We start from the raw sequence: 22,208 nt of genomic DNA, 5'->3' as shown, positions 1-22,208 counted from the left end.
AATCATCACGGCCATCGCGGAACGGCAGGAAATGAAGCGCGCCAAAGGGCGCATGAACGCGAACTTCATGTTCTAATTCAAGAGCATCGTCAAAGACGGATCACATAATCCTTGCGAGTCGTTTCAATCACTTCCCAGGTCCCCTTGAAGCCCGGCTTCAAGATAAGGCGGTCGCCCGCACGCAGATGAAAGGCCTCGCCATCGTCTGACGTTACAACGGAGTAGCCGGAGAGGATATGGAAGTATTCCCACTCGTCATAGACGACCTTCCATTTGCCAGGCGTCGCCTCCCATATGCCGACGTAAAGGCCGCCATCGGCCTCTTCAACATTCCATGTGCGAAAGATTGGGGCTCCCGAAACGAGGCGATCAGCTGCGGGCGCGCCCGTTTCCGGTTCGATGTCGCTGATGTCCACTGCCAGATAGGTCGTCACAAATGTCTCCTGTCGATTGCCTTATGTGGCTCTCCGCGAACCCAATAAAACGCGAACCCGAAAAGCATATCATCCTGACCTGCCGCCCCATGCCAAGCTCCCACCTTTCAGGGAAACGTCAGAAAACAATGCCCTAGTGCGCTTCGTTAATTTGGCTCGACCATCTCAATCGGGCCGAAATCGCAATCGCAGTTCAGAAGGGGCCAGCATGTATGGACTAGATGTCGTTATAACAGAGTGGATCAATGGCATAGCCGGAAACCCGACAGTCGACAGCCTGATGATCCTAATCACGGCTTACGGCGTTCCCTTGTTGATCGTTCTCGTCGCTGTCCAATGGTGGGTCGGAGAACGTCGATCGGAAACCCGACACGCACTCGTTGCCGCGGGCCTGACCTTCGTCATCGGTCTCGGCATCAACCAAGTCATCCTGTTTTTTGTCAGTCGCGTTCGCCCGTATGATGTCGGAGTCACCAAGCTACTTATAAATCGCAGCAATGACCCGTCCTTTCCCTCCGACCACGCGACGGCCGCGTTCGCGATCGTTGCCGCATTTGCGCTTCAACGCATGCCAGAGCGAAGCTTCTTCTTCCTACTCGGCGCGATCCTTGTCTCCTTCTCGCGAGTCTACGTCGGCACGCATTATGTCGGTGACGTCATGGGCGGGGTGCTTACCGCCGTTTTCGCGGCGATCCTGGTCAAGACACTCTATCGTCCAGAAACCCGGCTGGATCGCTTCGTAACCGGCATCCTATAGGGTCAGATTTGAAGAGGCCATATATGCGAGCGCCCCGTTTTTCAGGTTTTTTCGCCGGTCGACTCAATATAACCCAATAAAAAACTGTTGCCAAAGCTATGTGAGGAACCTCATCAGACTTTCGCGAGCGCCTGTTCCAGGTCGGCGATGATGTCCTTGACGTCCTCGATGCCGATCGACAAACGCACGACATCCGGGCCGGCACCGGCGGCAACCTTCTGCTCGTCAGTCAACTGTTTGTGGGTCGTCGAGGCGGGATGGATGACGAGCGAACGCGTATCGCCGATATTGGCAAGATGCGAAAAGAGCTCCAGGCCTTCGACCAGCCCCTTGCCCGCTTCATAACCACCCTTCAGTCCGAAGGTGAAGACCGAGCCCGCGCCTTTCGGTGAGTAACGCTGCTGGAGGGCATGGTTCGGATCGTCTTCCAGGCCGGAATAGTTCACCCATGCCACCTTTTCCTGCGCTTTCAGCCAACGCGCAACGGCAGCCGCATTGTCGGAATGGCGCTGCATGCGCAATGGCAGCGTCTCAATGCCGGTCAGGATCAGAAAGGCATTGAATGGCGAGATGGCTGGCCCGAGATCGCGCAGGCCTAGCACCCGGCAAGCAATGGCGAAAGCGAAGTTGCCGAAAGTCGAATGCAGAACGACGCCGTTATATTCCGGGCGCGGTGAAGACAGCATGGGATAATTGCCCGAGGCGGACCAGTCGAAAGTGCCGCCGTCGACGATGATGCCGCCCATGGAATTGCCGTGGCCACCGAGGAATTTTGTCAGCGAGTGCACGACGATATCGGCGCCATGCTCCAGCGGCCGGATGAGATAGGGGCTTGCAAGGGTGTTGTCGACGATCAGCGGCAGGCCATGCTTGTGCGCGATGGCCGCGATCGCGGCGATATCGACGAAGGTGCCGCCGGGATTGGCAAGGCTTTCGATGAAGACGGCGCGGGTGCGGCCATCGATCTGCGCCTCGAAGGTCGCAGGATCGGCGGAATCGGCCCAGCGGACTCGCCAGTCGAAATTCTTGAAGGATTGCCCGAACTGATTGACCGAGCCACCATAGAGCCGCTTGGCCGCAACAAAATTGTCGCCCGGCTGCATGATGGCATGGAAAACGAGCAGCTGTGCCGCATGACCGGAGGCCACCGCGAGAGCCGCGGTTCCGCCTTCAAGAGCCGCCACCCGCTCTTCCAACACCGCCTGCGTCGGGTTCATGATGCGCGTGTAGATATTGCCGAACTGCTGCAATCCAAACAGTGCAGCGGCATGATCGGCGTCCTGAAAGACGAAGGAGGTCGTCTGGTAGATCGGCGTCGCGCGCGCGCCTGTCGCCGAGTCTGGCTGCGCGCCGGCGTGGATCGCAAGCGTGTCGAAACCTGGGTTGTTGGTTGGCATATTTTTCCTCCCGCCGGATCTTGTTCGTAACGGGAAAAGCATAACGCCTGGCATATGAAAGTTAACCGCGAACTTTGCCGTGCTTCTCGGCTCGCGGAAAAAACTTGCCATCTTTCAGTGAGATCGCGCGATAAACGGCAGAATGCAGCCGTCATGCATGATCTCGGTCAAGCGACCAGACGCGGATACTCGATAGCCGGGCAGCGGTCCATGACGACCCTTACCCCCGCAGCTTCCGCTCTCGCCGCAGCCGCATCGTCACGCACGCCGAGTTGGCCCCAGATGACCGGGGGCCGCGGCTCGATCATGATCGTCTCCTCCACGACCGATCGGAGATATTCCGGCGCCCGAAAAACATCGACCATATCCACAGGCTCGGGAATGTCGGCCAGGCGTGCATAGACCCATTGCCCCAGAATTTCCTTGCCGGCCTGTCCGGGATTGATGGGGATGACGCGATATCCCCTGTTCAGGAGATAGGCCATCACACCGTTGCTCGGGCGCGCGGGATTGGGCGAAGCGCCGACGAGCGCGATGGTCCTTACGGACAAGAGGATATCGGCTATATAGGAATCGTCATAACTATCGTGGTTCATCACGAAGCCTCCCACCTCGATCACACTTGCGTTTTGTCACAAATATGGAAACCGCAATGGCGGTCTCCGCGTATATATATTGTATTATAACAACTTCAGGGAGGATTACTCAGATGAAAAATTTCATCCTGCTGGGCCTGCTCGTCACTTCGGCCGCGACGCCGGCATTGGCGATTTCGCGATATAATTCCATGTCCATGACCTGCGCCGAGGCCAGGGCGGTCATCAATCGGGAGCGTGCAGTCATCATGCGTTATCCGGCCAGAAGAACACCGAACATGACGCTCTATGATCGCTATGTTGCGGACAGCGGCGCATGCGATATGGGCTTTTACGCCTATCAGGATTATCTCCCCACGAAGGATCGCGCTTCCTGTCCGGTCTATATATGCAGGCCGACGACCGACCTCGATGACGATGATTTGATTTTCCGACGCTGATCGCAATAGACTACGGCTGGATATGACGGACGGCTCACGAGTTCGATACGACCATTGATTGTCCCAGGCACGGTGCATCTTGGGCCCTATGGCCGCGCGCGGGCATTTATACGCCTGTGTTCAAGCCCCTCTCCAAAGCGCTTTCATAAATTTTCCTGAAGCCGCGGGGTTGCGTTCTCAGGAAATGCAATCTTTGTTCGCTTTTTATTCGCATATAAATTAGAAACTTCGAATAGACAGTCAATTCCAACGAGAACCGAATGCGAACGCGGAACATATGCTATTTGATTATTTTCCCACAGAATAATTTTCGAGTTCGCGCAATGATATTGCCCTGCCAATTTTTGGTTCGACGATTCTATACTTATCTCTTATTATGATTTTCATCAGCAGCATCGCGCGCTCTACCTGTAATATTTTTCACCTCTTGTAGAATTATCCACTCTATTCATGAGGGGAAGAGAGATTGCGCGCGGCGTTTTCGCGTCGATTTTCCCACGCCCGACAACACGCGGCGTTGCAGGCGACACAGCCCTCTGTCGTTTTTAAGTAAGAAGTGTCTAATGCTACTCTCGCGTTCACAGGACATGCGATATTTGTTCGCGCTTCATACTCCAATAAATTAGTTACTTATAATGCTGAAAAGAGCGATCTGGAACATAACAAAAACACCATTCTCAGCGCCCGACATGACCGGAGCAAATGGCAAGCCGTCAGAATGACCGATATTTCGTTGCTTTTCGATGTATTGCGGATCATATGGGGACCGCACTCCCACAAAATACCAAGCATTGCCATTACGCCTGCCAATTTCCGAGGTTTTCCGTGTCTCTCGACGTTATCGCGCTCGTTCTTTTCGGCGCCCTGCTGCACGCGACGTGGAATGCGATCATCAAGGCCGGAACCGACAAATCGCTCGATGCGGCGCTGGTTTCGGCCGGCGGCGCGGTCGCGGCATTGCCCCTTCTGCCGTTCCTTCCCCTGCCCGCCTCAGCGACCTGGCCGTTCATCGGTGCCTCGGCCATCCTTCAATTCGCCTATTTCCAGCTGGTGGCAGCCGCTTATCGCGCCGGGGATATCGGGCTCGTCTATCCGCTGATGCGCGGTGTCGCACCGCTCATCATTGTTTCGACAAGCAGCTTCATCCTGAAGGAAACGCTTTCGGGCGGCGCATTGATCGGCACCATGACCATTTGTGCCGGCATATTGACGCTTGCCTTCGAGGCCCGAAAGGGCAGCCGCCGGGCGATCGTTCTCGCCCTCGCCAATGCCGTTGTCATCGCGACCTATACCTATGTCGATGGCATCGGCGCGCGGATATCGGGCAATTCGGTATCCTATACTCTGTGGATGGCACTCCTTCCCCCCATTCTCCTTTTCGCCTGGGCGATATCGCAACGCGGCATCAATGCCGTCGCCGCCCACGTCCGTTACAACTGGTGGCGCGGGCTTATCGGCGGCGGCGGCTCGATCGCTTCCTACGGGCTGGCCTTGTGGGCGATGACCAAGGCGCCGGTCGCCATGGTCGCCGCCTTGCGCGAGACTTCGATCCTCTTCGCTTTGGTGATATCCGTCGTCGTTTTGAAGGAGCGGTCCAGCATCTGGCGCTATATTGCCGGTGCCATTATTGCTGGCGGAGTACTGGTTTTGCGGCTTGGCTGACAATAAATTGTGTGGTTTTATTTTACCACATAAACAACATATTGATTTTACTTTATAATTTTTGCGGCCCACCAATCAGGCGATATTGACCCTGGCCCTTAATCGATCTATAAGCCGCCGCAGATTGCAGCCTCTCCCGGCTGCTTTCTTTTTGGCACGCATCCATGCGCGCCAAATCAAGCAACAAGAAACGCCCAGACGCCTTCGGGCCAAGGGTCCTAAAAGAGAGTATGCAACATGGCAACCTTCTCCCAGAAGCCTGCAGAGGTGGAGAAGAAGTGGGTTCTCATCGACGCCGAAGGGCTTGTCGTTGGCCGTCTCGCTTCTATCATCGCAATGCGTCTGCGCGGCAAGCATAAGGCTACCTTCACGCCGCACGTCGACGACGGCGACAACGTCATCGTCATCAATGCCGACAAGGTCGTTTTCACCGGCAAGAAGTACGAAGACAAGGTTTACTACTGGCACACCGGTTATGCCGGCGGCATCAAGGAGCGTACGGCTCGCCAGATCATCGAAGGTCGTTTCCCGGAGCGCGTCGTTGAGAAGGCCGTCGAGCGCATGGTTCCCCGCGGCCCGCTCGGCCGTCGCCAGATGAAAAACCTGCGCGTCTACGCCGGCTCCAACCATCCCCACGAAGCCCAGCAGCCGGTCGTCCTCGACGTCGCCAAGCTGAACAAGAAGAACGTAAGGAGCGCCTGATAATGGCTGACCTTTCCTCCCTGAAGGACCTCGGCACGACGTCTGAAGCAGCTGCTGCTCCGGTTCACGTCCGCAAGGTTGACTCGCTCGGCCGCTCCTACGCGACCGGCAAGCGCAAGGACGCCGTCGCCCGCGTGTGGGTCAAGGCCGGCTCCGGCAAGATCATCGTCAACGGCAAGGACTACACGGCTTACTTCGCCCGTCCGGTTCTGCAGATGATCCTCCGTCAGCCGATCGTCGCTGCTGCCCGTGACGGCCAGTTCGACATCGTAGCAACCGTAGCCGGCGGCGGCCTCTCCGGCCAGGCCGGTGCCGTTCGTCACGGCCTGTCCAAGGCGATCACCTACTTCGAGCCGGGCCTGCGCTCGGTCCTGAAGAAGGGTGGCTTCCTGACCCGCGACAGCCGCGTCGTCGAACGCAAGAAGTACGGCCGCGCAAAGGCACGTCGTTCGTTCCAGTTCTCCAAGCGTTAATCGCTTATCCGAGATCGGATTTTTGGAAAGGCCGGGTTTTCCCGGCCTTTTTCTTTTACATCATGAGAAAAGATGCAGATCCGCAAAGGCAAGCGGCACATTTTGTGGCAAAGTCCCGATACAAGCACCGGGAGAGTTCAATGCGTGGATTCATCTTTTCGTTTCTGTTTTTGATCGCGAGCGCCGTACCCGTTCTGTGTGACGATGCCCAGCCAGCTCCGCCTGCAGAAACGACGGCGGATATGCAGAGCATGAAGGATTTTCTCCACGCAAATGCCGATTGTCGCGAGTTTAACGACAGCTGCTCCTACTGTGTCGTGACCGATGGGCAGGCCGAGTGTTCCACGCCGCAGATCGCCTGCGTGAAAAAGGCGTATCAATGCACCGCTCGATCAGGCAAATAGTCTCTGGATCTGGCTTACGATTCCAGCCCGAATTTCGAGATTTGACCGCTCTCCGGAGAAACACTATGAGCAAGAGTACTTCGTCGCATTTTGCGGCTACTCCCGAGCCGCCCTATTACATCGTCTCTTTCGCCTCGATCCGGACAGCCGGCGACAATGGCTATGGCGCCATGGGCGAACGCATGGAGGAAATGGCATTGGCGCAGGACGGCTGTCTTGGGCTGGAGAGCGCGAGAGGCGCCGATGGCTTCGGCATTACCAATTCCTTCTGGCGAGACGAGGAGAGCATTCTTGCCTGGAAGAACGTCATCGCCCATCTGGCGGCGCAGAAACTCGGTCGCGAGCGCTGGTACGAAGAATACAAGGTTCGCATAGGTAGGATAGAACGGGCCTACGACTTTCAAGCGAGCAAAGGAGAGGCCCTTGCCGAGCACATCGATTGACCATGCCTTTACCGCGGCAAGCCTGACCTCGGCTGCGAGCGACCCGACCTTTGCCGGCGCGCTCTCCTTCATGCGCCGCCGCTTCACGAAATCGCTTGATGGTGTCGATGCCGTGGTTTGGGGCATCCCCTTCGATGCCGCCACCTCGAACCGGCCGGGAACGCGTTTCGGACCGCAGGCGATCCGCCGTGCGTCGGCCATCTTCGACAATGATCCGCAATATCCGTTCAATCGCGATCTTTTCGCCGAGATGGCCGTCATCGACTATGGCGACTGCCTGCTCGACTACGGCAATCATCAGGAGACACCCGCTGCAATCGAAAGACAGGCGGCCACGATCCTGGACAGCGGCGCCTTCATGCTGACCCTAGGGGGCGATCACTTCGTCACATGGCCGTTGTTGAAGGCGCATGCCGCCAAGCATGGGCCGCTGGCACTGGTGCAGTTCGACGCCCATCAGGACACCTGGTTCGATGACGGCAAGCGTATCGACCACGGCTCCTTCGTTGCGCGCGCCGTACGCGACGGGCTGATCGACCCGGACCGCTCCATCCAGATCGGCATCCGCACGCATGCGCCCGAGGATTTTGGTATCCAGATCCTCTATGGCCATCAGATCGAAGATATGAGCGCCGGCGATATCGCTTCGATGATCATTTCTCATACCAAAGGCGCACCAACCTATCTGACCTTCGATATAGATTGCCTCGACCCAGCCTATGCCCCGGGCACGGGAACGCCGGTCGCGGGCGGCCCTTCCAGCGCCAAGATCCTGTCGGTGCTGCAGCGGCTGCATCAGCTGGACATACGGGGTGCCGACATCGTCGAGGTCTCCCCCGCCTATGACCACGCCGACATCACCGCCATTGCGGGGGCGACCGTGGCGATGTATATGCTCGGTCTCCACGCCGAACGACGTGCGAGCGGTCGTTGAGACATGATTTCTGGATAGGCGCGAGGGTTTTCGCAAGTCGTCCTGCCGCTTCAGCAACGACCGTTATGAAATTGAATCAACTGCATGGCAAACTGAGTCCGGAAACACTCTGAACCTATTGAAAGAGCAGGAATAAGATGGCACCGAAAATTTTCATCGATGGCGAACACGGAACCACGGGCTTGCAGATCCGCACGCGCATGGCCGACCGCCGCGATGTCGAGCTGCTGTCCATTCCCGAAGCCGAACGCCGCAACGCCGCCATGCGCGAGGACATGCTGAATAGCGCCGATATCGCCATCCTCTGCCTGCCCGACGACGCGTCGAAGGAAGCGGTGAAGATGGTGGCGGGCAACAACAACGTCCGCGTTATCGACACCTCGACGGCTTTCCGCATCCATCCCGACTGGGCCTATGGCTTTGCCGAAATGGACAGCAACCAGGGCAGCAAGATCAAGGCAGCACGTTTCGTCGCCAATCCCGGCTGCTATCCGACAGGTGCGATCGGTGTCATTCGGCCGCTGCGCGCCGCCGGCATCCTTCCGACGGACTATCCCGTGACGGTCAATGCCGTGTCGGGCTACACGGGCGGCGGCAAGCAAATGATCGCCCAGATGGAAAATCCGGATCATCCGGATGCGATCACCGCGCCGCACTTCCTCTATGGCCTGCCGCTGACCCACAAGCATGTGCCGGAGATGACGACCCACGGCCTGCTGGAGCGCGCGCCGATCTTCTCGCCCTCCGTCGGCCGCTTCCCCCAGGGCATGATCGTGCAGGTGCCGCTGCATCTTGGCGATCTCGCGGAAGGCGCGACGCTGGAGAGCATTCATGCCGCGCTCGTCGAGCATTATGCCGGTCAGGATATCGTTCAGGTCGTTTCGCTCGATGAGAGCCGCACCCTGCCCCGCGTCAACGCCGTCGAGCTCGCCGGCAAGGACACGATGAAGCTCTTCGTCTTTGGCACGCCGGGCGGAGCGCAAGTCAATCTGGTGGCGCTGCTCGACAATCTCGGCAAGGGCGCATCTGGCGCAGCCGTACAGAACATGGACTTGATGCTGAGCGCGTAGCTCAGCCTGACGCGGATCGAAAATCGATAGGGCCTGGCCTGTTTATCCATCGTGATGGATCAGGCCGGGCTTTTTCATGTCAAAAGCAGTTTGCGTAATTTCAGCTCCGCTGCCGTCCGCGGCCTTATTTTTGCCGTTGCTCTAAATTAGCCGAACCTACACGGAAAAGTGAACAACCGTCGAGCTTGCGGCCAATTGTCGGCCGAATTTGCTCTTAACGGCTTTGCTGGTCCGAATGGGCGGGACGTTTAAAACTATCCCTTTTTTCAATGAATATCCAAGAATGAGCCATCGTAAAGGAATTGGTTACCATAATTCGGCATGCTTCCAGACAGCCGGCAAGTTGGCGACCGAACGCGACACTCGCGTTAGGGCGCGTGTGCGTTCTTGAGCCGGCTTGGTGTCTGTGTAGTTTGGATAACGAGTATCATGGCGTTCGTGACCGAAACGTTCGGTAACTTCAATTCGCGCTCCGGCTACGCCTCGCGATCAAAAAAATCCTTCAGCATCCGTCCCGGCACCCTGGCCACCGGCGTCGCAGTCGCTGCTTTCGCTTGGATCGCGGCGACGCTGATGACGACGCAATCGATGGTGCTATCGCTTCCCGGCGCAGCGGCGCCGACCGATAATTTCCTGGCGCCCCGCGCATCGGCATTCATCGTTCCGCCAAGCCGCGCGGTCCATCCCGTCCGCTACGCCAGCCAGACGACCTCGCTGCATGGACAGAGCCGCTTCGGCAGCATCGCAGACGCGGATGTTCAAACGAAAGGTGTCGGTGCGGACGCGGTTCGACTGCAACTAGCCTATGCGCTTGCACAGCAGACCTCCGAAATGAAACAGGCGCAGGATGTAGCGGCGAGCATCAAGAGCGGTCGTATCGAAGTGGCCGCGGCTTCACCCGAGAAGATCAACCATTTGCGCAAGGTCATCGCCATAAACTTCGCGACTGCAGTGCAATCGCTGAGCCAAGCAAAGTATGCAGCCGCGCTGATACCTGCCGCAAGTCCTCTAAAGACGACCGGACAGCCGGCTGCGGTTGCTTCGGCAGCCCCCGCAGTAAGCTTGCCCGCCGTTGCGGAAGCCAAGCCGTTGCCCGCCAAGGACGCCGACATTGCGGTGGCCGAAGCCGTTCTGAACGTCATTCCGGTGGCCCGCCCCGCCCGCGAGACACCCATGCAGCGCGCCAATGCCACAAGCGCGATCGCCAGAGCGACGGGCGACGAAGCAACCGCTCAGCCACCATCACGTCTCACGGCCTATGCCGATCCGGATGACAGTTCCGTGCGCAAGACGAAACCGTTCATCAATCCGTTTGCGGCGATCAGCCCCGGCGCAGGCACGGCGATCTACGACATCGAGGCGAAAACCGTTTATCTGCCGAGCGGCGAGCGCCTCGAGGCCCATTCCGGCCTCGGCCACATGCGCGACAATCCCCGCTATGTCGACCGCAAGAATACCGGCCCGACGCCGCCTGAAACGTATAACCTGACCTATAGGGAAAGCCTGTTCCATGGCGTGCAGGCGCTGCGCCTGACACCCGCAAACGGCGCTCGCGTCTATGGCCGCGACGGCCTGCTGGCTCACACCTACATGCTCAGAGGCGGCCGTGGCGAATCGAATGGCTGCGTGGTCTTCAAGGATTACAATCGCTTCCTGGCTGCCTTCCGGCGCGGCGAAATCAAGCGGTTGAAAGTCGTCTCGCGGATGTCGTCGGCGGCAAGCGTCGCTTCTGCGCGGTAAAAGGATTTGAGGCGCAAAGCGCCTCAATCTCTCACGACGATCGATGTCTGGCGCGGCAGTTCACCATAGAACCCGCGCCAATTGGCAATCGCGAAGCCGAAGACGATCAGGGCGCCGGCCTGATGTGCCAAGGCCAAATGCAGCGGCACGTGCAGCAGCAGCGTCGAAATGCCGAGGATCGCCTGGATCAGCACAAGCACGAAGAGAACGACGGATCGCCGCGCATGGGTCGTTTGCGCCGCCGCGCGCAGCGAGATGATCATGTTGATGGCAACCACGGCGAAGAGCACATAGGCGCCGAGGCGGTGAACGAACTGGACCGTCTTCGGGTTCTCGAAGAAATTGATCCAGCCCGGCGACTGTATGAAAAGATCACTCGGGATGACGGCGCCATCCATCAGTGGCCAGGTATTGTAGCTGAGGCCTGCATCGAGACCGGCGACGAGCGCGCCGAGATAGATCTGAAACAAGGCCATAAAAGCAATCAAACCGGCGAGTTTTGCCGAATGACGTGTAGGCGGCGGTTCGTTCGAATGCGGCGACAGGGCGCGCATGAACCACATGCAGGCGGCAAAGATCAGACAGGCCGTCACGAGATGCGTCGCAAGACGATATTGGCTGACGTCGGTGCGCGCTTCGAGCCCCGAGGAGACCATCCACCAACCGATCGCGCCCTGAAGGCCGCCGAGTAGGAAAATGCCGGCCAGCGGCAGCCAGAGCTTGCGCTCGACGCGGCCCGTCAACACGAAGAACAGTAGCGGCAGGCCAAAGATGATACCGATGGTGCGGGCCAGCAGGCGATGAGCCCACTCCCACCAAAAGATGCTCTTGAACTCTTCGACCGTCATATCCTTGTTCAGGATCTGGAATTGCGGGATGCGCTTGTAGAGATCGAATTCGTCCTGCCATTCCTGCGCATTCAGCGGCGGGATGACGCCGTGGATCGGCTGCCATTGTGTGATCGACAGGCCGGAATTGGTGAGGCGCGTGGCGCCTCCCACCAGCACGAGACCGAAGAGAACCAGAAGCACACAGGCGAGCCAGATTCGTATAGCGCGACGATTGCGGTCCTGCCGGGCCACTTCCTTCAAAATGGCCTGTTCGGTCGTAAAATTAGTGGCAGCCATGGCTTCTCCCTTCGATCAGGCTGTTGATTTGCCCGATAGGGGCGTGCAAAACAAGTCCCGGGAGTTTGCGGCATGCCGTCGCGGCATGTTGCCATAATGAGGAGAAAACCCCGTGCCCCTTCGCCTGCGCAAATTCATTGGCATGATCCTGCTGGTGCTGCTGGTTGCAATCTATGCGATCGTCGCCATGATCGTTGCAGTGCGAACGCTTGCAGATCAACCCGGCTGGGTGCATTTCCTCTATTTCCTTTTCAGCGGCATCATCTGGGTGCTGCCGGCAATGGGCATCATCAAGTGGATGGCCGGGCCGCGCCCGCAATGACGCCCGTCCCGGCCCGATTTACACAAGGCTAACCCTGATCCGTACCTTGTCCGGCGCGAGTGTCCCATCTTAAGCCAAAAATAAGCCGTTGCCCGCCAGACTGCGCCCGAATACCGCCGGAGCGGAGAAGATCGGATGCGGACCCAGACGCAAGATATCGCCGGCATGGCCGCCGAAGCAACGGATAAGCGAATTGCGTCCATCGAGATGGAGTCAGCGGCCGCCGATCAGTTGCGGGTCGACATCTTCGACAGCATGGCACCGCTCGAAGCCGAATGGCGCGCGCTGGAACGGGACGATCTCAACTCGCTGCACCAGAGCTATGACTGGTGCGCAGCTTGGGTGGAGAACCTCGAACGTCCTCTCGCCGTCATCCGGGGCTCGATCGGAGATCACGTCGCCTTCATTCTGCCGCTCGAGATCATCCGCAGCCGCGGAACAAGATGCGCCGAGTTCATCGGAGGCCACCACAACAATATCAATACAGGCCTGTTTTCCGCTCGGTTCCTGGCGAATGGAGAATTGACGGCTGCTCAGGCGAGCGCCATCTCGGCGGCTTTGCGCGGCAAGGTGGACGTTGTCATCCTGCGCAACGTCCCGCTCGAATGGCGCGGCCGCAAAAACCCGCTCGCCTCCCTGACGTCGATCGAAAATCAGAATCGTGCCTTTCAGATGCCCTTCCTTGGCAGTTTTGAAGCGAGCCTGAAGCAGGTGAATGCCAAGCGCCGGCGCAAGAAATTCAAGCATCAGAGCCGGCTTCTCGATGCCAGGGGCGGCTACGAATATGTGATCGCCGGCCCTGACGAGCAGGACGCATTGCTCGATCTATTCTTCCGGCAGAAGGCGATCCGCTTCGAGGATGCCGGCCTGCCCGATGCGTTCAAGGATGATCGGATCAAGGCTGCGCTGCACGCCATGTTGCGCCGACGCCAAGGCGATGGCATCGGCGCGACGCTGCAGATGCATGCGCTGCGCCTGAAAGGCGAACACGAGGGCCATATCCCGGCCATCGCTGCCCTGTCCCGCAAGGGGGATCATGTCATCTGCCAGTTTGCCTCTATCGATGAGGCTCTGGTTGCGGAGGCGAGCCCCGGCGAATTGCTGTTTTGGCTGATGATCGAGCGGCTGCATCGCGAAGGCGTCGCGCTCTTCGACTTCGGTATCGGCGACCAGATTTACAAGCGTTCCTGGTGCCCGATGGAAACGGTGCAGTATGATCTCTTCCTGCCCGTCTCAGGCATGGGGCGTCTCGCGGCGATGGCGAACCGGGTCATCACGCGTACGAAGGTCGCGATCAAATCCAATCGCAAGCTCTATTCCTTCATCCAACGGCTGCGGGCACGGCATGGAGCCGGCACCGCATCGGATGATGGAGGCGGCGACGCGGATTGATCAGGCTGCGTCCCGGCGCGTGTCCGGATCATGCTCCTCGCGCCAGCCGGACATCAGAATGATGTGCTCGTAGCCGGCCTTCTGGAATTCCGTCATGGCAGCGATGAACTGGCTTTCGTCGGGCTCAGGCATGGAGAGGATGATTTCCGTCTCCTTGCTGCGCGTCAGCCGTGCGACGCCGGAGACTTCAGCCGCGCCACATTCCACCAGAACGATGTCATAGGCCGAACCGAGTGCGTCGAGGATCAGCGACAGACGATCGGCGCCGCGCATGGCACGGGCAAGGTCGCTCATGCCCTGCGGCACGAGATGGGCGTCCGACAGGCGATCCGGATGGATCGTATCGGCAAAGGCCGCTTCGCCGCACAGCAGGTCGGTTACGCCAGGAAGTTCGTCATGCTCTGCCATGAGCCTGGAGGGACATCCGGTGCCGGTCATATCGACCAGCACGATACGGCTCCCCGCATCGGCGATGGTCCGCGCCAGCATGACAGTCGCGGTCGAACCATTATCACCGGTCGGAGATATGGCGATCGCCAGCCGCGAGCCGCTGTCGATCAGATAATCCGCGACGGATTGGATGGAGAAATCCTCCTCTTCCTCCGTCGCGCGAGCAGCCTGGCTGGGTTCATGGTCCGGAGCGATTGCAGTGCCCGAGGCGGCAGCGGCGTCGGGAGCAATTGCAGTGTCTGCAACCTGAACCGCGATGTCTTCTGGCGGGATCGAAAGCATGCTTGCCGGCGCCTCGGCACCGCTCGCGCTCGCAACTGCCCGAACCGGAGCAGGTTCGACGACGGGTCGAGTGCGCTTCGCCGTCTCCAGCATGACGGCATCTTCCCTGCGGGCAGGCCCGACCGGCCGCAATGCACGGCCGCTGAACAGCTCCGCGAGCATGATAACGATAGCCGTGAGGATGAAGGTGGCAAGGGTAGCGACGATGACGATCGGGCCGACTTTCGGGAAAGAGGGATCGACCGGTTCGACCGCCGTGGAAACGATGCGCGCATCGGCAGGGCTGGAATTCTTGTCGACGCGAGAGGCCGCTTCGCGATAACGGGCAAGATAGGTCTCTAGCAATTGTCGCTCTGCCGCAGCTTCACGCTCCAGCGCATTGAGGCCCACTTCGTCCTCCCCTGCCCGGGCGCTATCGGCCTTCAGCGTATTCGATTGGGCGAGGAGCTGCTGTTCGCGCAGCTGCGCTACCTTCGCCTCGTTCTCGATGCTTGCCAGAATCCTCTGGGTCTCGCGATCAATCTGCTGACGGATATCGACGAGCTGCGCCCGCAGGCTCTTCAGCCGTGGATGCCCATCCATCAGCGTCGTGGACAGATCCGATATCTGCGACTCGAGATTAGATTGGGTCGCCTTCAGCCGCTGAATAGTTTGCGAGCCTGCGACGTCCGCAAGCGTATCGGTCGAACGGCCGCTGGACAATGCGCTGCGCACCGCCTGCGCTCTCGCCTCGGCATTGGCCTTGTCGCCACGCACCTGCGCCAGCTGCGTCGAGATATCCGCGAGCTGCTGCGTGGCGAAATTGTTGTTCTGACTGGTCTGGAGAAGACCGTTGGCGGAACGATAATCCGCAACCTTCTTTTCCGCCTCGCTGACCTTATCGCGCAGCTTGGCGATCTCCGGCTCCAGCCAGCGCGTCGCCTCGCTATTGGAATCGAGCTTGGCGCCGCTCTGCATGGATAGATAGACCTGCGCCATGGCATTCGGCACGCTGGCGGCGAGATCCGGATTGCGGGACGTGAAGCTGATGCCGATCACGCGTGAGCTGTTGATCTGATAGACCTGCAGGCGGCTGTTGAAGGCGTCCAGCATCCGCTCTTCCGGGGCCTTGTCGGCCGCCGCCCGCTTCAGATGCAGCTTGATCAGAATATCAGAGAGAGCAGAACCGTTGTTGCCGGCGGCGAATTCGGGACGATCGTAGAGCTTGAGATTGGTAATGACCTGCTTCACCAGATCCGCCGACTGCAGGATCTGCACCTGGCTGGCAATATTCAACTCGTCCAGCAGCGGGCCAGCACCGGCATCGTTGCCCGATGTCGTCGCCGCAAAGGCAGGCGCACGCTGCTCGATGAGGATGCGGGCCTCGCTGCGATATTCCGGCGACATGACCTTGGCGATCGCGAATGCCGCGCAGGCGCCTGCCAGCGTGATGGCAACGACGCGCACCCGCCGCTGCCACACAGCGCGAAAGAGCTGAGCGAGATCGATGTCCACATCCTGCTGGGTGTTGTTGACACCGGACATATGCAAAACTCCGTAATAGAAAGCCAAAATTAATCGTAAACGACTATGGTAACCCAAGCGTTAATAGTATTTCGCCAGCATTATTTTTGGCATCTCTAATTTTTTCCTGGAATTTGATTTACTCTTTACCGACCGTTAACCCTAACGGATCGATAACGACGGCAGTGTCTTCCCTTTCTAATGAGCGCGAAATGCCCTTCGCAAAGTCAAAGATTGTCCTTGCACTCGGCATGGCTGCCGTGAGCGCCGCGCTCACCGGCTGCAACACCTATCAACCGGCACCCAAGGCCTTCAACGAGGCCACGATCCAGCCCTATACCCTCGACAGCGGCGACCGGTTGCGCGTCACGGTGTTCGATCAAGCCGGGCTGACCAACACCTATACTGTCGATCAGGCCGGCTATATCGCCTTCCCGCTGATCGGCCAGGTTGCTGCCCGCGGCCGCACGCTGCAACAGCTCTCCGGCCAGATCGCGCAGAAGCTTCGCCAGGGATATATTCGCGATCCAGACGTCACCATCGACATCGACCGCTATCGCTCGGTCTATATTATGGGCGAAGTCGGCCAGCCGGGCCAATATTCCTATGTGCCGGGCATGACCATCCAGAATGCCATCGCGGTCGCAGGCGGATTCACCAGCCGGGCCAACCAATCCAACGCGGATGTCACCCGCAAGATCAACGGTCATGTCATGACTGGACGGGTCGGCATCTCCGATCCGGTGCTGGCAGGCGACACCATCTATGTCAGAGAGCGGTTGTTCTAACCGCGACCGCTCATGGCCCGACCGCTTCGAATCCTTCACTGCTTCAGATCGCCCGTCGGCGGGGTCTTCCGCCATGTCCGGGATTTGGCGGAGGAACAGAGCAAAGCGGGCCATGAGGTCGGCATCCTTTGCGACAGCCTGACGGGCGGCGAGCATGAGGATCGTCTGTTCGACGATATCGCGCCATTCCTGGCTCTTGGGGTCGTCCGTCTGCCGATCCGACGGCAAATTACCCTCTCGGATGCTGCGACACTTTGGAGCAGCTATAAAGAAATCAAGAGTTTGCGGCCGGATGTGCTGCACGGGCACGGCGCCAAGGGCGGCCTGCTTGCGCGCGTTCTCGGCTCGATCCTGCGGGTCAACAGGTGTCGCGTAGCCCGCCTCTATACAGCGCATGGCGGAAGCCTGCATTTCTCGCGCGGCTCGTTCCAGGGCATGCTGGTGCACAGCCTGGAACGGATGCTCGAGTTTCTCACCGATGGCCTGATCTTCATTTGCGACTTCGAACGCCGCACCTATGAAAGAAAGATCGGCAAGCCGCGCACCCGCTCTGTGATGATCTATAACGGCATCAGCGAAAGAGATTTTCGCACCATACCGACACGATCGGACTCCGTGCATTTCGTCTATATCGGCATGCTGCGGGACCTCAAAGGTCCCGATCTGTTCGTCGACGCCTTTGCAAAAACGGAGCGGCGGATCGGCAGGCCGCTGTCAGCGCTGATGATCGGCGACGGACCGGACAGAGACAAATATCACCGAATGATGGTCGAACGGGGCCTCGGTCACCGTATCGGCATGCTACCCGCGATGCGCGTGCAGGAAGCCTTCACGGTATCGCAGAACATTGTCGTCCCCTCGCGCGCCGAGGCCATGCCCTATATCGTTCTTGAAGCGCTCGCAGCCGGCAAGACCGTCATCGCCTCGCGCGTCGGCGGCGTTGCGGAAGCGCTTGGCGAAAACAGCGCAGCACTCGCCAAACCGGAAGATGCCGATGACCTCTCGCGCATCATGGCCGAAGCGATCACAGAACCGCTATGGGGTCCTCGCAACATGCCCGATATCGGAACGATACGATCGAATTTTTCGGCTTCGGCCATGGCGCGGGATACTTTGCACTTGTATCAAAATATACTTGGCCTGAACGAAGACGGTTAGAATACAGGCAAGTGTTGTAAGTGTTTCTTAGCTGATATCTGATAGGCCTTGTCCGGTAACGACTGGATAAGTTGCCATGAACACTACCGAAAAGTCCGAGCAATTCAACTTGGACCATCTTCGCAAACAGGTTTCGGAAATCCGCACCCGCGGTGCCAGCGAGCCTCATAGCGATCGCCCAGACAGCATGAATGCCTATGCGCGGCAAATCGCCGAACAGCTTCGCGAAACCAACCAGTCCCCGGCAATCATCGTCGGACAATACCGGCTGTTCGAATTTCTGTCGCTGCTCGCATTCGGGCTTGCGATCCTCCTCTTCGGGACGTCGGACAATCATCCCTTCCTGTCGAAGGCCGTGGTGACGATCGCCCTCTGCGGCCTTGCCATCGTCTTCCTGCAGATTGCGGATGCCTATCAGATACCGGTCTTGCGCTCGCCGCATCACTTCCTCCACCGGATACTCGGATCCTGGGCAGCCGCCTTCGCGGTCATGGTCATCGCCCTCTTCCCCTTCGACATCAACAATATCTATTCGCTCTCACTTCTCAGCCTTTGGTTTGCGGCGGGTGCAGGCTTCCTCCTCGTCGCCCGCCTGCTTTTCGCCTACGGTATCCGCCACTGGGCCCGTAACGGCGTCATGGAAAGACGCGCCGTCATCGTCGGCGGCGGCGAACCGGCAAAGGAGCTCATCCGCGCGCTCGAGCATCAACCCGACAACGATATCCGTATCTGCGGCATCTTCGACGATCGCGGCGAAAAGCGCTCGCCAGTCATGGTCGCCGGTTACCCGAAGCTGGGCACGGTATCGGAACTGGTCGAATTCGCCCGACTCGTGCGCATAGACATGCTGATCATCGCGTTGCCGATCAGCGCCGAAGATCGCATTCTGCAATTGCTGAAAATGCTTTGGGTGCTACCCGTCGACATTCGTCTTGCCGCCCATGCCAACAAGCTGCGGTTCCGCCCCCGCGCCTATTCGCATGTCGGCGCCGTACCGATGCTCGACATCTTTAACAAGCCGATCCGTGACTGGGATGGCGTTGCCAAACGCATCTTCGACATCTTCTTCAGCCTGGTCGCACTTGCGTTGCTCTGGCCGATCATGCTCGGCGCCGCAATTGCCGTGAAGGCAACCTCGAGAGGGCCGATCTTCTTCATGCAGAAGCGCCACGGCTTCAACAACGAGATTATCAACGTCTTCAAGTTCCGCTCGATGTACACCCATATGAGCGATCCGTCGGCACGCAATGCCGTGACCAAGAACGACCCGCGCGTGACCCCCGTCGGCCGCTTCATCCGCAAGACATCGATCGACGAGTTGCCGCAGCTCTTCAACGTGCTGCTCGGCAGCCTCTCGCTTGTGGGACCGCGCCCCCACGCCGTTCTGGCCGCCAGCCATAACCGCACCTATGCCGATGTCGTCGAAGGCTATTTCGCGCGCCATCGCGTCAAGCCCGGTGTCACCGGCTGGGCGCAGATCAACGGCTGGCGCGGCGAGATCGACAGCGACGACAAGATCAAGTTCCGCACGGCTTACGATCTGTACTACATCGAGAACTGGTCGTTGCTCTTCGATCTGAAGATCCTGTTCCTGACGCCGTTCCGTCTGCTCAATACGGAAAACGCCTATTGACCACGCTGGACCTGCCATCGCCCCGCGTCGCGCAGCCGCAGCTTGCCGCCATGCGGCTGGTCGGCACGGCAAGCGTTGCTGTCGGCGTGTTTCTGTCGGGTTTCGTCATCGCCGAGCCGGCACCCTACGAGCTGTGGCTCGCTTTTCTGATCGGTACCTGGTTCATTCTCGGGCTCAAAATCTCGCGCAGCGTCGCGCCACTGCTGGCGCTGTTCCTGCTGTTCAATATCGGCGGCATGCTGTCGATCACCCAAATGCATGATCTTGCCGCCAGCGATCATCTCGCCGGCCCGATCTATATCGCCGTTTCCACTTTCCTGGCGCTGAGTTCCGTCTTCTATGCCGCCATCACCGAAGACAACGAAAAGCGGCTGAAGCTGATCTTCAATACATGGGTCGTGGCGGCGCTGATCACCGCGAGCCTCGGCATCCTCGGCTACTTCCACGCCGTGCCGGGCTTCGACATCTTCACCCGCTATGATCGCGCCATGGGTGCGTTCCAGGATCCGAACGTCTTCGGCCCCTATCTCGTGGCGCCAAGCCTTTACCTCATGCACGGCTTGCTCATCGGTGACCTGAAGAAAGCGCCGATCAAAGGCATATGCCTGTTCGTGCTCGCCTTCGGTATTTTCCTGTCTTTCTCCCGCGCCGCTTGGGCCCTCTTCGCCTTCGCCTCGGTGATGCTGATCTTCTGCATGCTGCTGAAGCACCGCAGCAATACCTTCCGGCTGCGGATCCTGGTGATGTCGCTGGCGGCCATCATCCTCATGGTCGTTCTGCTCGTCGTTGCGCTGCAATTTCCCCAGGTCAGCGACCTGTTTTCGACGCGCTTGCAGCTGGTTCAGAGTTATGACGGCGGACATCTCGGCCGCTTCGAACGCCACAGCATCGGCTTCCAAATGTCCATGGAACGGCCTTTCGGCATCGGGCCGCTGGTCTTCGGTCAGATCTTCCGCGAGGACGAACACAATACCTGGCTAAAGACACTGACCACTTATGGCTGGCTCGGCTTCGTCACCTGGGTCAGCATGATCTGCTGGACCATCTATATCGGCTTCCGCAACCTCCTGAGGGAGCGTCCCTGGCAGCCCTACCTGATGATCGCCTGGATCGTCATTCTCGGCCATGTCGGCATCGGCAACGTCATCGATACCGACCACTGGCGCCATTTCTACATGCTGATCGGCATCGTCTGGGGCTGCGGCGCCCTGGAGCAAAAGTATCAGCGTGACCTGAACAAAAGGAAAGCAGCGCCGTGAACATTCGCACCAACGTCAAACGCCTGTCGTTGCTGCAGGTTCTTGAACCGAGCGGCGGTGGCTCCGGGCGACATTTTCTCGACCTATGCCGGGCCATGCAGCATCGCGGCCATTCCGTGACCGCTATCTATTCCCCGGTGCGCGCAGAGCCCGCTTTCGTCACAGAACTGGAAAATATCGGCCTGGACAATGTCATTCCGCTGGGCATGCGGCGCGCGCCCGGCCCCTGGGATCTGACTGCATGGTGGCAACTGCGCAAGATCGCGGCCAGTCATGGGCCGTTTGATCTTATCCATGGCCATAGCTCGAAAGCCGGCGCGTTAACGCGCTTGCGTTTGCCGGGGCGCCATGTCCCCGTTCTCTACACGCCGCATGCCTTCCGCACCATGGACCCGACGCTCGGTGCGAAAGGCCGCCTGATCTATGGCGGTATCGAGCGCTTTCTCGGGACGTGGCTGACCGATCGCCTGGTCTGTGTTTCGCAAGATGAATATAATCACGCCCTGTCGCTCGGCATCCCGGAAAAACGCCTGCGCGTCGTCGTCAACGGCGTCAACGCGCCTCCCCTCAGCCAGCGAGCAGCCATCCGCAGACGATACGGCATTCCTCAGGAAGCTTTGCTCTTCGGCTTCGTCGGCAGAATGACGCAACAGAAGGCGCCTGAGCGCCTGGTCGCGGCTTTTGCACGGATAGCAGCCCAATTGCCGCAAGCCCATCTGCTGATGATCGGGATCGGTGAACTGGCCGACACTGCAAGGGAGATGATCAAGGCGGCCGGACTTGAAGATCGCGCCCGCATCGATGGTAGCGTGCCGGGGGTGACGGCCATCGACGCCTTCGATGTTGTCGTCATGCCGAGCCGCTATGAGGCGATGTCCTATGTGATGCTGGAGGCCGCAGCTGCGGGCAAGCCGCTGCTGCTTGCCGATGTCGGTGGCGCGCGCACGGTGCTGGAGCACGGCAAGAACGGCTACATCGTGCCGAACAGCGATAATCCGGAAGCGTTGGCGGCCGCGATGGCACGTCTTGGCGATCCGACGTTGCTGGCGAATTTTACTGCCGAAGCCCGTCGCCGCAAGGATGGATATACGCTCGCCGGCATGGCGGATGCGACCGAGAAGATCTATCACGACCTGCTCGGCTACCCCGCCCCTGCCCCGCTGGAATTGGTAGCAAATTCCAGTTTGGACGATAAGCGGGAGGGCCGGGAGAAAAGCGCGGTTGCCCTTTAAACTCGCGAGG

22 protein-coding genes are annotated in these 22,208 nt (G+C 59.1%); 17 read left to right on the top strand and 5 right to left on the bottom strand.

The genetic code is table 11. The annotated features are described in order from the left end of the window. Positions 1-89 precede the first annotated feature (89 nt). Positions 90-434, bottom strand: a complete 345-nt coding sequence (locus FBZ97_RS14800; RefSeq protein WP_113329002.1) for a cupin domain-containing protein — start codon at positions 432-434, stop codon at positions 90-92. A gap of 208 nt (positions 435-642) precedes the next feature. Here FBZ97_RS14800 and FBZ97_RS14795 point away from each other — a divergent pair, with 208 nt between their 5' ends. Next, entirely contained in the window at positions 643-1,191 is a 549-nt protein-coding gene (locus tag FBZ97_RS14795) for a phosphatase PAP2 family protein (protein ID WP_113329003.1), read from the top strand. 113 nt (positions 1,192-1,304) lie between these two features. Here the strand turns inward: FBZ97_RS14795 and FBZ97_RS14790 are convergent, their stop codons facing one another. After that, a complete protein-coding gene (locus tag FBZ97_RS14790) occupies positions 1,305-2,588 on the bottom strand; it encodes an O-acetylhomoserine aminocarboxypropyltransferase (protein WP_145320446.1) in 1,284 nt (427 codons plus the stop codon). Between the two features lie 167 nt (positions 2,589-2,755). Then, a complete protein-coding gene (locus FBZ97_RS14785; protein ID WP_015339469.1) occupies positions 2,756-3,184 on the bottom strand; it encodes a CoA-binding protein in 429 nt (142 codons plus the stop codon). Positions 3,185-3,297: 113 nt separating this feature from the next. Here FBZ97_RS14785 and FBZ97_RS14780 point away from each other — a divergent pair, with 113 nt between their 5' ends. From FBZ97_RS14780 to FBZ97_RS14740, 9 genes are all read left to right on the top strand, one after another. Further along, entirely contained in the window at positions 3,298-3,624 is a 327-nt protein-coding gene (locus FBZ97_RS14780; RefSeq protein ID WP_113329005.1) for a hypothetical protein, read from the top strand. Between the two features lie 825 nt (positions 3,625-4,449). Continuing rightward, the gene (locus FBZ97_RS14775) at positions 4,450-5,286 is read left to right on the top strand and encodes an EamA family transporter (RefSeq protein ID WP_145320448.1); all 837 of its coding nucleotides are present in this window, start codon (positions 4,450-4,452) and stop codon (positions 5,284-5,286) included. A gap of 237 nt (positions 5,287-5,523) precedes the next feature. After that, entirely contained in the window at positions 5,524-5,988 is a 465-nt protein-coding gene (rplM, locus tag FBZ97_RS14770) for a 50S ribosomal protein L13 (protein ID WP_004122374.1), read from the top strand. A gap of 2 nt (positions 5,989-5,990) precedes the next feature. Continuing rightward, positions 5,991-6,461 (top strand): 30S ribosomal protein S9, encoded by a 471-nt coding sequence (gene rpsI / locus FBZ97_RS14765; protein ID WP_069616279.1) that lies wholly within the window; start codon positions 5,991-5,993, stop codon positions 6,459-6,461. A 140-nt stretch (positions 6,462-6,601) separates the two neighbouring features. Then, entirely contained in the window at positions 6,602-6,865 is a 264-nt protein-coding gene (locus FBZ97_RS14760) for a hypothetical protein (RefSeq protein ID WP_145320450.1), read from the top strand. A gap of 65 nt (positions 6,866-6,930) precedes the next feature. Beyond that, entirely contained in the window at positions 6,931-7,308 is a 378-nt protein-coding gene (locus FBZ97_RS14755; RefSeq protein ID WP_145320452.1) for an antibiotic biosynthesis monooxygenase, read from the top strand. After that, complete coding sequence (gene speB, locus FBZ97_RS14750) at positions 7,289-8,242, top strand: agmatinase (protein ID WP_145320455.1); 954 nt, start codon at positions 7,289-7,291, stop codon at positions 8,240-8,242. The genes FBZ97_RS14755 and speB overlap by 20 nt, the downstream gene beginning before the upstream one ends. A gap of 137 nt (positions 8,243-8,379) precedes the next feature. Beyond that, positions 8,380-9,312, top strand: a complete 933-nt coding sequence (gene argC / locus FBZ97_RS14745; RefSeq protein WP_145320457.1) for an N-acetyl-gamma-glutamyl-phosphate reductase — start codon at positions 8,380-8,382, stop codon at positions 9,310-9,312. Between the two features lie 429 nt (positions 9,313-9,741). After that, positions 9,742-11,052 carry a DUF2778 domain-containing protein gene (locus tag FBZ97_RS14740; protein ID WP_145320459.1) on the top strand — a complete coding sequence of 437 codons (1,311 nt, stop codon included), beginning with the start codon at positions 9,742-9,744 and terminating at the stop codon, positions 11,050-11,052. A gap of 23 nt (positions 11,053-11,075) precedes the next feature. Here FBZ97_RS14740 and FBZ97_RS14735 read toward each other — a convergent pair whose 3' ends face one another. Then, positions 11,076-12,179, bottom strand: a complete 1,104-nt coding sequence (locus FBZ97_RS14735) for a COX15/CtaA family protein (protein ID WP_145320461.1) — start codon at positions 12,177-12,179, stop codon at positions 11,076-11,078. Between the two features lie 112 nt (positions 12,180-12,291). On the opposite strand from FBZ97_RS14735, the gene FBZ97_RS14730 reads away from it, so the two are divergent. Continuing rightward, a complete protein-coding gene (locus FBZ97_RS14730; protein WP_069616272.1) occupies positions 12,292-12,501 on the top strand; it encodes a DUF2842 domain-containing protein in 210 nt (69 codons plus the stop codon). A gap of 135 nt (positions 12,502-12,636) precedes the next feature. Continuing rightward, on the top strand, positions 12,637-13,893 hold the full coding sequence (locus FBZ97_RS14725) for a GNAT family N-acetyltransferase (protein WP_145320463.1): 1,257 nt from the start codon (positions 12,637-12,639) through the stop codon (positions 13,891-13,893). Here the strand turns inward: FBZ97_RS14725 and FBZ97_RS14720 are convergent, their stop codons facing one another. After that, entirely contained in the window at positions 13,894-16,149 is a 2,256-nt protein-coding gene (locus tag FBZ97_RS14720; RefSeq protein ID WP_145320465.1) for a Wzz/FepE/Etk N-terminal domain-containing protein, read from the bottom strand. Positions 16,150-16,340: 191 nt separating this feature from the next. Between FBZ97_RS14720 and FBZ97_RS14715 the strand changes: the two genes are divergently transcribed. From FBZ97_RS14715 to FBZ97_RS14695, 5 genes are all read left to right on the top strand, one after another. Further along, entirely contained in the window at positions 16,341-16,916 is a 576-nt protein-coding gene (locus tag FBZ97_RS14715) for a polysaccharide biosynthesis/export family protein (RefSeq protein ID WP_069616269.1), read from the top strand. A gap of 12 nt (positions 16,917-16,928) precedes the next feature. Then, entirely contained in the window at positions 16,929-18,074 is a 1,146-nt protein-coding gene (locus FBZ97_RS14710; RefSeq protein WP_145320467.1) for a glycosyltransferase, read from the top strand. A 76-nt stretch (positions 18,075-18,150) separates the two neighbouring features. After that, positions 18,151-19,707 (top strand): undecaprenyl-phosphate glucose phosphotransferase, encoded by a 1,557-nt coding sequence (locus FBZ97_RS14705; RefSeq protein WP_113354719.1) that lies wholly within the window; start codon positions 18,151-18,153, stop codon positions 19,705-19,707. Beyond that, positions 19,704-20,966, top strand: coding sequence for an O-antigen ligase family protein (locus tag FBZ97_RS14700; RefSeq protein WP_113354718.1), 1,263 nt, complete (start codon positions 19,704-19,706; stop codon positions 20,964-20,966). The genes FBZ97_RS14705 and FBZ97_RS14700 overlap by 4 nt, the downstream gene beginning before the upstream one ends. Beyond that, a complete protein-coding gene (locus FBZ97_RS14695) occupies positions 20,963-22,198 on the top strand; it encodes a glycosyltransferase family 4 protein (protein WP_145320469.1) in 1,236 nt (411 codons plus the stop codon). The genes FBZ97_RS14700 and FBZ97_RS14695 overlap by 4 nt, the downstream gene beginning before the upstream one ends. Positions 22,199-22,208: the final 10 nt, after the last annotated feature.

The organism is Rhizobium sp. ERR 942 (assembly GCF_007828395.1).
GTDB lineage: Bacteria > Pseudomonadota > Alphaproteobacteria > Rhizobiales > Rhizobiaceae > Rhizobium > Rhizobium dioscoreae.
Note: the sequence above shows the minus strand (reverse complement) of the source record. Positions and strands in the feature narration are given on the sequence as shown.

What these genes read in the sequence shown, in the direction of transcription:
- FBZ97_RS14720 (WP_145320465.1), bottom strand. Translation starts at nt 16,149, where the DNA reads ATGTCCGGTGTCAACAACACCCAGCAGGATGTGGACATCGATCTCGCT.
- FBZ97_RS14735 (WP_145320461.1), bottom strand. Translation starts at nt 12,179, where the DNA reads ATGGCTGCCACTAATTTTACGACCGAACAGGCCATTTTGAAGGAAGTG.
- FBZ97_RS14740 (WP_145320459.1), top strand. Translation starts at nt 9,742, where the DNA reads ATGGCGTTCGTGACCGAAACGTTCGGTAACTTCAATTCGCGCTCCGGC.
- FBZ97_RS14715 (WP_069616269.1), top strand. Translation starts at nt 16,341, where the DNA reads ATGCCCTTCGCAAAGTCAAAGATTGTCCTTGCACTCGGCATGGCTGCC.
- FBZ97_RS14755 (WP_145320452.1), top strand. Translation starts at nt 6,931, where the DNA reads ATGAGCAAGAGTACTTCGTCGCATTTTGCGGCTACTCCCGAGCCGCCC.
- FBZ97_RS14710 (WP_145320467.1), top strand. Translation starts at nt 16,929, where the DNA reads ATGGCCCGACCGCTTCGAATCCTTCACTGCTTCAGATCGCCCGTCGGC.
- rpsI (WP_069616279.1), top strand. Translation starts at nt 5,991, where the DNA reads ATGGCTGACCTTTCCTCCCTGAAGGACCTCGGCACGACGTCTGAAGCA.
- FBZ97_RS14790 (WP_145320446.1), bottom strand. Translation starts at nt 2,588, where the DNA reads ATGCCAACCAACAACCCAGGTTTCGACACGCTTGCGATCCACGCCGGC.
- FBZ97_RS14760 (WP_145320450.1), top strand. Translation starts at nt 6,602, where the DNA reads ATGCGTGGATTCATCTTTTCGTTTCTGTTTTTGATCGCGAGCGCCGTA.
- FBZ97_RS14795 (WP_113329003.1), top strand. Translation starts at nt 643, where the DNA reads ATGTATGGACTAGATGTCGTTATAACAGAGTGGATCAATGGCATAGCC.
- FBZ97_RS14705 (WP_113354719.1), top strand. Translation starts at nt 18,151, where the DNA reads ATGAACACTACCGAAAAGTCCGAGCAATTCAACTTGGACCATCTTCGC.
- rplM (WP_004122374.1), top strand. Translation starts at nt 5,524, where the DNA reads ATGGCAACCTTCTCCCAGAAGCCTGCAGAGGTGGAGAAGAAGTGGGTT.
- FBZ97_RS14725 (WP_145320463.1), top strand. Translation starts at nt 12,637, where the DNA reads ATGCGGACCCAGACGCAAGATATCGCCGGCATGGCCGCCGAAGCAACG.
- argC (WP_145320457.1), top strand. Translation starts at nt 8,380, where the DNA reads ATGGCACCGAAAATTTTCATCGATGGCGAACACGGAACCACGGGCTTG.
- FBZ97_RS14780 (WP_113329005.1), top strand. Translation starts at nt 3,298, where the DNA reads ATGAAAAATTTCATCCTGCTGGGCCTGCTCGTCACTTCGGCCGCGACG.
- FBZ97_RS14785 (WP_015339469.1), bottom strand. Translation starts at nt 3,184, where the DNA reads ATGAACCACGATAGTTATGACGATTCCTATATAGCCGATATCCTCTTG.